Source organism: Spirillospora sp. NPDC029432 (genome assembly GCF_040703975.1).
Taxonomy (GTDB): domain Bacteria; phylum Actinomycetota; class Actinomycetes; order Streptosporangiales; family Streptosporangiaceae; genus Spirillospora.
The window spans coordinates 121,493-128,673 of the sequence record NZ_JBEZWH010000019.1 but is presented as its reverse complement, the minus strand read 5'-3'; the positions used below and the strand labels follow the sequence as shown (position 1 = coordinate 128,673).

Annotated in this window: 6 protein-coding genes; 4 read left to right on the top strand and 2 right to left on the bottom strand. The window is 74.8% G+C overall.

Features of this window, described 5'->3' with window-relative positions:
- Positions 1-221 precede the first annotated feature (221 nt).
- The gene (gene murA, locus AB0881_RS18035) at positions 222-1,523 is read left to right on the top strand and encodes a UDP-N-acetylglucosamine 1-carboxyvinyltransferase (RefSeq protein WP_366618047.1); all 1,302 of its coding nucleotides are present in this window, start codon (positions 222-224) and stop codon (positions 1,521-1,523) included.
- Here murA and AB0881_RS18030 read toward each other — a convergent pair.
- Positions 1,504-2,676 (bottom strand): NAD(P)/FAD-dependent oxidoreductase, encoded by a 1,173-nt coding sequence (locus AB0881_RS18030; RefSeq protein WP_366618046.1) that lies wholly within the window; start codon positions 2,674-2,676, stop codon positions 1,504-1,506. The genes murA and AB0881_RS18030 overlap by 20 nt on opposite strands.
- Before the next feature lie 97 nt (positions 2,677-2,773).
- Between AB0881_RS18030 and AB0881_RS18025 the strand changes: the two genes are divergently transcribed.
- The 3 genes from AB0881_RS18025 (at position 2,774) to AB0881_RS18015 (ending at position 6,724) form a co-directional block, all read left to right on the top strand.
- Positions 2,774-3,394: a TetR family transcriptional regulator gene (locus AB0881_RS18025; protein ID WP_366618045.1), complete on the top strand. Its 621-nt coding sequence runs from the start codon at positions 2,774-2,776 to the stop codon at positions 3,392-3,394.
- Between the two features lie 95 nt (positions 3,395-3,489).
- Positions 3,490-5,133 (top strand): long-chain-fatty-acid--CoA ligase, encoded by a 1,644-nt coding sequence (locus AB0881_RS18020; protein ID WP_366618044.1) that lies wholly within the window; start codon positions 3,490-3,492, stop codon positions 5,131-5,133.
- 64 nt (positions 5,134-5,197) lie between these two features.
- Positions 5,198-6,724, top strand: a complete 1,527-nt coding sequence (locus AB0881_RS18015; protein ID WP_366618043.1) for an FAD-dependent monooxygenase — start codon at positions 5,198-5,200, stop codon at positions 6,722-6,724.
- A 22-nt stretch (positions 6,725-6,746) separates the two neighbouring features.
- Here the strand turns inward: AB0881_RS18015 and AB0881_RS18010 are convergent, their stop codons facing one another.
- The gene (locus tag AB0881_RS18010) at positions 6,747-7,157 is read right to left on the bottom strand and encodes a DUF2795 domain-containing protein (protein WP_366618042.1); all 411 of its coding nucleotides are present in this window, start codon (positions 7,155-7,157) and stop codon (positions 6,747-6,749) included.
- Between the last annotated feature and the right edge of the window lie 24 nt (positions 7,158-7,181).

Genomic DNA, 7,181 nt, shown 5'->3' with positions numbered 1-7,181 from the left:
TGGTACTGCATGGGAGACTGTGTGGGAGAGTAGGACACCGCCGGACATTTATTAGGGGAAGGCCCCGCCAGTGATGGCGGGGCCTTCTTCATTTCCGCGCCTTTTAGGGATGGGTGCCCTGGCCGCGCTCCATGAGCGCAATGGGTTCGCGAGCGGGTCTTGTGGCCGGGCGTTCATCCGGTTCGGTTGGTGGGACACGCTCACGCCCATAGGCTGCGAGGGTGACTGACAAGGTGTGGGAGATCGAGCCGTCCGGGCCGCTGCGCGGCGACGTCACCGTCCGGGGGGCCAAGAACGCCGTCAGCAAGCACATGGTGGCCGCGATGCTCGGGGACGGGCCGAGCGTGATCCGCAACGCGCCGGACGTGGGCGAGGTCGAGATCACCGCGGCGATGCTGGAGGCGCTCGGCACGGGTGTCGAGCGCAACGGCGACCAATTGAAGCTCACCCCGGGGCCGGTGGCCGAGCCGAACGTGCCGCGGGCGTTCACCGGGCTGAACCGGATCCCGATCCTGATGCTCGGCCCGCTGCTGCACCGTGCGGGGGAGGCGTTCGTGCCGATGGTGGGCGGCGACCCGATCGGCCGTCGCCCGGTCGACTTCCACGTGGACGCGCTGCGCGCGTTCGGCGCGGAGGTGGAGATCGCCGAGGACGGCATCCACGCCCGGGCGTCCCGGCTGCGCGGGACGCGGATCGAGCTGCCGTACCCGAGCGTCGGCGCCACCGAGACGGTGCTGCTGGCCGCGGTGCTCGCCGAGGGCAAGACGGTGATCCGGAACGCGGCCACCGAGCCGGAGATCATCGAGCTGGCGCTGTTCCTGCAGCGGATGGGCGCCGGGATCTCCTTCGCCCCCGACCGGCGCATCGTGGTCGAGGGCGTGGAGCGGCTGAACGGCGCCGAGACGACGCTGGCGGGCGACCGGATCGAGGCGTTCTCGTACCTGGTGGCCGGGCTGGTCACGCGGGGCGAGGTCCGGGTGCACGGGTGCCCGCAGGACCGGCTCGTCACCGCGATCACCACGCTGGCCCGGATGGGCGCCCGGTTCGAGATCACCGATGACTGGATCATGGCGTCGGCGCCGCAGGGACTGCGCCCGGCGGCCGTCCAGACGGACACGCACCCGGGCTTCGCCACCGACTGGCAGACCCCGCTGATGGTGCTGTTCACCCAGGCGGACGGCATGTCCGTGCTGCACGAGACGGTGTACGAGAACCGGCTGGCCTACGTTCCGGCGCTGCAGAGCATGGGCGCCGAGATCGAGGTGTACGACACCTGCCTGGGCGGCCCTGCCTGCCGCTACCACGACACGAGCGCGCTGCACTCGGCCGTGGTGCGCGGCGTGTCCAAGCTGCGCGGCGGGGACGTGACGATGCCCGACATCCGGGCCGGGTTCTCGGCGGTCCTGGCCGCCGCGGTCGCCGAGGGGCCCTCGACGCTGCGCGGCGTCCAGCACATCGAGCGGGGCTACCACCGGCCGGTGGAGCAGTTCCAGGACCTCGGGCTCACGCTCCGCCCGCGCTGAGAGTGCCCGCGCGGGGCAGTTCCGGGAGCGGGTGGGTGTAGAGCCATGCCGTCGCCCGCTCGTAGAACAGGCGTGTGCCGAGGGGCATGAAGACGTCCCGGGCCCGGCGGGCGACCGGGCCGGCGGTCTTGGCGTCGCGGTTCGCGGCCGCCATCTTGATCAGCTTGGCGGTGCGGGCGCGGCGCTCCTCCTCGTAGCGGGCCAGCGCCGCGGGGACGGGCGCCGCCGCGAGCGCGTGCGCGAGGACGACCGCGTCCTCGACGGCCATCGCGGCGCCCTGCCCCGCGCCCACCGGGTGCACGGCGTCGCCGGCGAGGACGATCCGGTCGCCGCGCCACACCCGTACGGGCTGGAGGACGTGCTGGAGCGTGGGTCGGTGCAGCTCGGTGACCTCGGCCAGCACGGTGGACGGGCGCTCCTCGTGCCGGTAGAGCTCCGCCAGGCGGTCGAGGCCGATCGCGGCCAGGTCGGGCTCCCGCGGCGCCGAGACCTGCGCCGCCCACCAGACGGTCCCGTCCGGTGCGCCGATCGTGATGAACGCGCCCGCCCGCGCGAACACCATGTCGAACGTCCCCGGATCGTGGCGGACGCCTGAGGCGAGGCCCGAGAACGTGTACTGGCCGGCGTAGGCGGGCCGGGGCGCGCCCGGGTCCAGGATCGTGCGGGCCGCGGACCAGAGGCCGTCCGCGCCGACGAGCAGGTCCGCCTCGTCGGTACGCCCGCTCTCGAATACCGCCCGGACCTTCTCGCCATCCGCGTCCTCATGGGCGTCCACCAAGCGCTCGCCCGTGACGACGCGGGCGCCGGCCCGGACGGCCTCCGCGCGCAGCTCCTCCACCAGCCGTGCCCGCATCAGCGTGACGCTGTGCGTCGGGTCGCCGCCGAGCCGGCCGCGCGGCATGTCGCCGAGCCGCCTGCCGGTGGACGACCACAGCCGCTGCCGCGGCACCTCGAAGCCCGCGTCCCGGACCCGGTCCAGGCAGCCCAGCGCCGCCAGCCCGCGCAGCCCGTTGGCGGCCAGGCTCACGAACGAGCCCACCGTTCCCGCGGGGTCGGCGTACGCCTCGTACACCGTCACCTCCGCGCCGATCCGGCGCAGCGCGATCGCGCTCGCCGTCCCGGCCACGCCGCCGCCCGCCACGATGACCCGCATGACAACCTCCCTGAATCCTCATTCACCGAATCTCTATTCGGCGAACGGGGCTTCACTATGATGTCCCGGCGGGCGTACGTCAAGCGAGAGGAGCGGCGTGGGGGTACGGAAGGCGCGGGCGGCCGAGACGCGGGAGGCGCTCAAGGAGGCGGCCCGGCGGCTGTTCATGGAGCGCGGCTACCTGAACACCAAGATCACCGACATCACGGCCGCCGCCGGCCGCGCCACCGGCTCGTTCTACGACCATTTCGCGGGCAAGGAGGAGCTGCTCCAGGCCCTGATGGCGGATATGGGCGCGCAGGCCGACGCCGAGATCGGCGAGGCGGCCGCCGCGCACCCGCGCGAGCACGACCTCACCGACCCCGGCCAGCTCCGCGAGCACCTCGCGGTGGCCTGGAACGTCTACCGCGACCACCTGCCGGTCGTGGTCGCGCAGATGCAGGCGATGATGGCCGAGGACCCCGGGTCCGGCCGGGCGTGGCGGACGCTGGCGGGGGAGACCGAGGTGTTCCGCGGCCACCTGGAGTACGCGCGCGAGCAGGGCCGCGCGCTGCCCGGCGACCCCGCGCTGCTCGCCGCGGCGATCGGCGCGATGGTCTCGATGCTCGGCTACGCGGCGCTGACCGCCGGCGAGGACGGTCCGGCGGCGACCGACGCCGAGATCGTCGAGACCCTCACCCGGCTGCTCGCCCACGGCCTCGCCGGCCGCGCGGACTGACGGGTGACGGCGCGGCGGAGGCGTTGCGGAACGGGGTTCGCGGGGAAGATTGAGACCGCGAGTCACATCGGCCCTGAGGGCAATGGAGGCCTTCGATGGACCCCTCGACCGGCGTTACCGGCACCGGCCCTGGCCCCGGCCACACGCCGCTGACCCCACTGGCGTTCCTCAAGCGGTCGGCGGAGGTGTTCCCCGGCAAGACGGCGATCGCGTACGGCGCCCGGCGCACCACATACGAGGAGTTCGCGGCCGAGGCGACCCGGGTCGCGCACGCGCTGCGCTCGCTCGGCGTCGGGCCCGGCGACCGGGTGGCGTACCTGGCGCCCAACGTCCCCGAGGCGCTGGTCGCGCAGTTCGCGGTGCCGCTCGCCGGCGCCGTGCTGGTCGCGATCAACACCCGGCTGGCGGCCGAGGAGGTCCGCTACATCTGCGACCACTCGGGGGCGAAGGTGCTGGTCGTGGACGCCGGCCTGCACCCTACCGTCGCACCGGTCGCCGCGGATCTGGCGACGGTGAAGGAGATCGTGACGATCACCGACCCCGCCGCCGGGACGGCGCCCGACCCGGCCGTGGGCGGCATCGCGTACGAGGAGCTGCTCGAACGCGGCGCCGGAGACCCCCTGCCCTGGGAGGTCGCCGACGAGAACGCGCCCATCTCGCTCAACTACACCTCCGGCACCACCGGCCGGCCCAAGGGCGTGGTCTACACCCACCGCGGCGCGTACCTCAACGCGCTCGGCGAGATCACGCACTCGCGGCACACGCCGGAGAGCGTCTACCTCTGGACGCTGCCGATGTTCCACTGCAACGGCTGGTGCACCGGCTGGGCGCTCGCCGCGATCGGCGGGACGCAGGTGTGCCTGCGCGCCGTGGACGCCGGCCGGGTCTGGGAGCTGATCGACGCCGAGGGCGTGACCCACCTCAACGGCGCCCCGGCCGTGCTGCGGATGATCGCGGACGCGGAGGGCGCGCACCCGCTCGCGCGGCCGCTCGTCGTCACCACGGCCGCCGCGCCGCCCAGCCCGACGATCATCGGCCGGATGGAGGACCTGGGCGCGCGGATCGTGCACGTGTACGGGCTGACCGAGACGTACGGCCCGTACTCGGTGTGCGAGGAGCAGCCCGGCTGGCCGGACCTGGCCGCCGGCGACCGCGCCCGGCTGCTGGCCCGGCAGGGCGTCGGGATGCTCCAGACCGACGGGCTGCGGGTCGTCGGCGAGGACATGGCGGACGTCCCGGCCGACGGCGAGACGCTGGGCGAGATCGTGATGCGCGGCAACAACGTGATGGCCGGCTACCACGCCGACCCGGGGGTCACCGCGCACGCGTTCCGGGGCGGCTGGTTCCACTCCGGCGACCTGGGCGTCCGGCACCCCGACGGGTACGTGGAGCTGCGCGACCGGGCCAAGGACATCATCATCTCCGGCGGCGAGAACATCTCGACGGTCGAGGTCGAGCGGGTCCTGGACGCCCATCCGGCCGTGCTGGAGGCGGCGGTCGTGGCCGTGCCGAACGAGCGGTGGGGCGAGCGGCCCAAGGCGTTCGTCGTGCTGCGCGAGGGCGCGGCCGTGGGCCTGGAGGAGCTGGCCGGGCACGTGCGCGAGCGGCTGGCCGGGTTCAAGGTCCCCGACGAGATCGAGTTCGTCGCCGAGCTGCCCAGGACCTCCACCGGGAAGATCCAGAAGTTCCAGCTCCGGGAGCGCGAGTGGGGCGGCCGGGAGCGCCGCGTCCAGGGCTGATCCGGGGCGCCGGCGCGGCCGCCGGGCAGGTGCGGGACACCGCTTCGTGGGAAGGGATCCGACCATGGCCGTCGGAAGGGAGAGCGACATGGCGCCCGCCGGTGACGTGCTGATCGCGGGGGCGGGGCCCACCGGGCTCATGCTGGCCGGAGACCTCGCCGCGGCGGGGGTCCGCTGCACGGTGCTGGAACGCCGCGCCGGCGAGCTGAACCTCACCCGCGCGTTCGGCGTGCACGCCCGCACGCTGGAGTTGCTCGACGCGCGCGGCGTGGCGGAGGAGCTGGTCCGCACGGGGCGGCGCGTACGGTCCCTGCGGCTGCTGCGCTCGGTGTCGTTCGACCTGTCGGTGCTGCCGGGCCGCTTCCCGTACGTGCTGATCACGCCGCAGTACGAGACCGAGCGGGTGCTGGCGGAGCGCGCGCTGGCGGCCGGCGCGCGGATCTCCTGGGGCACCGAGCTGACCGGCCTGGAGCAGGACGCGGCCGGTGTCGACGTGCGGGTCAGGGACGCCGGCGGCGGCGAGCGCACGCTGCGCGCCGCGTACCTCGTCGGCGCGGACGGGGCGCGCAGCACGGTGCGGCGGCTGCTGGGCATGCCGTTCCCCGGGCACGCGGCCGTGCGCTCGATGATGCTGGCCGACGTGCGGCTGACCGCCCCGCCCCGGGAGGCCCCCGCGGTCGGCGCCGTCGGCGACGCGCTGGCGCTCGTGGTGCCGTTCGGCGACGGCTGGTACCGGGTGGTCGCCTGGAACCGGCACCACCAGGCGCCCGACTCCGAGCCGGTGCGCATGGACGAGCTCCGCGAGACCGCGCGGCGCGCGCTCGGCACCGACTTCGGCATGCACGACCCGCGCTGGACCTCCCGCTTCCATAGCGACGAGCGGCAGGTCCCCGCGTACCGGCGGGGCCGGGTGCTGCTGGCGGGCGACGCCGCCCACGTGCACTCGCCGGTGGGCGGGCAGGGCATGAACCTCGGCGTCCAGGACGCGGCCAACCTCGGCTGGAAGCTGGCCGCCGAGCTGCACGGCTGGGCGCCGCCGGGGCTGCTGGACAGCTACCACGACGAGCGCCACCCGGTCGGCCGGGCGGTGCTGCGCGGCAGCGGCGCGGCGCTGCGGGCCGCGCTCGTCGAACCGCGCGCGCTGCGCGCCGCCCAGGTGCCGATCGCCCGGCTGGCGGCCGGGTTCCGGCCGGTCGCGCGGCGGCTCGCGGGCGCCGTCTCCGGGATCGACATCCGCTACCCGGCGCCGCCCGGCGCGCACCGGCTGGCCGGCCGGCGGGCGCCGGACGTGCCGCTGGCGGGCGAGCGGGGCCGGCTGTACGAGGCGCTGCGGGACGGGAGGTTCGTGCTGGTCGTGGCGGCCAACGACCGCGCCGTCACCTACCTGGCGACCAAGCGCTGGGCCGACCGGGTGCGCTGCGCCGTGGCCGGCGGCGCCACCCGGACGACCGCGCTGGTGCGCCCCGACGGCTACATCGCGTGGGCGACCGACGAGACCGCCCCCGACCGGCGGGCCGCGGCGATCCGGGAGGCCCTCACCCGCTGGTGCGGCGCGCCGGCCGAGTTCCCCACCCACGAGAGAAGGGCCTGAGAGGGGACCGCGGGAATGCTCGTCAGTAGCGGCGCTCCTCCCGGCCGTAGCCGAGCTCCTCGGCCACGTCGGCGAGGTTCTCGTACGCGCGGTCGGGCAGGCTCTCCAGCGCCGAGACGGCCGAGTCGGGGGCCTCCCCGCCGGCCAGGTGCTCGATCAGCTCGTTCGGCCGGGCGGGATAGCGCACGCCCGCCAGCGACCGGGCCAGCGCGCTGCGCTCGTCGACGTCCCCGGCGCTCATCCCGGGCGGCGAGCCCTCCCGGCCGCCGCCCGCGGCCGCCGCCGGGTCCCAGACCGGCTCGTCGGTGGTGGGCTCGGCCTCCTTCCACTCCTGCGCGTGCGTGGAATGACCGCCCTGGACCATGCCCTTCGTCTCGTGACCCAGTTCGTCGTCTACCTTGGGCCCGTGCTTGTCGCTTCGTTCCTGGTCCATGTCTCCCCCTTCCGTGTCCATCTC

Excerpts from the sequence above, each read along its gene's own strand:
- AB0881_RS18030 (WP_366618046.1), bottom strand. The coding sequence starts at position 2,676 with ATGCGGGTCATCGTGGCGGGCGGCGGCGTGGCCGGGACGGCGAGCGCG.
- AB0881_RS18020 (WP_366618044.1), top strand. The coding sequence starts at position 3,490 with ATGGACCCCTCGACCGGCGTTACCGGCACCGGCCCTGGCCCCGGCCAC.
- AB0881_RS18015 (WP_366618043.1), top strand. The coding sequence starts at position 5,198 with ATGGCCGTCGGAAGGGAGAGCGACATGGCGCCCGCCGGTGACGTGCTG.
- AB0881_RS18010 (WP_366618042.1), bottom strand. The coding sequence starts at position 7,157 with ATGGACCAGGAACGAAGCGACAAGCACGGGCCCAAGGTAGACGACGAA.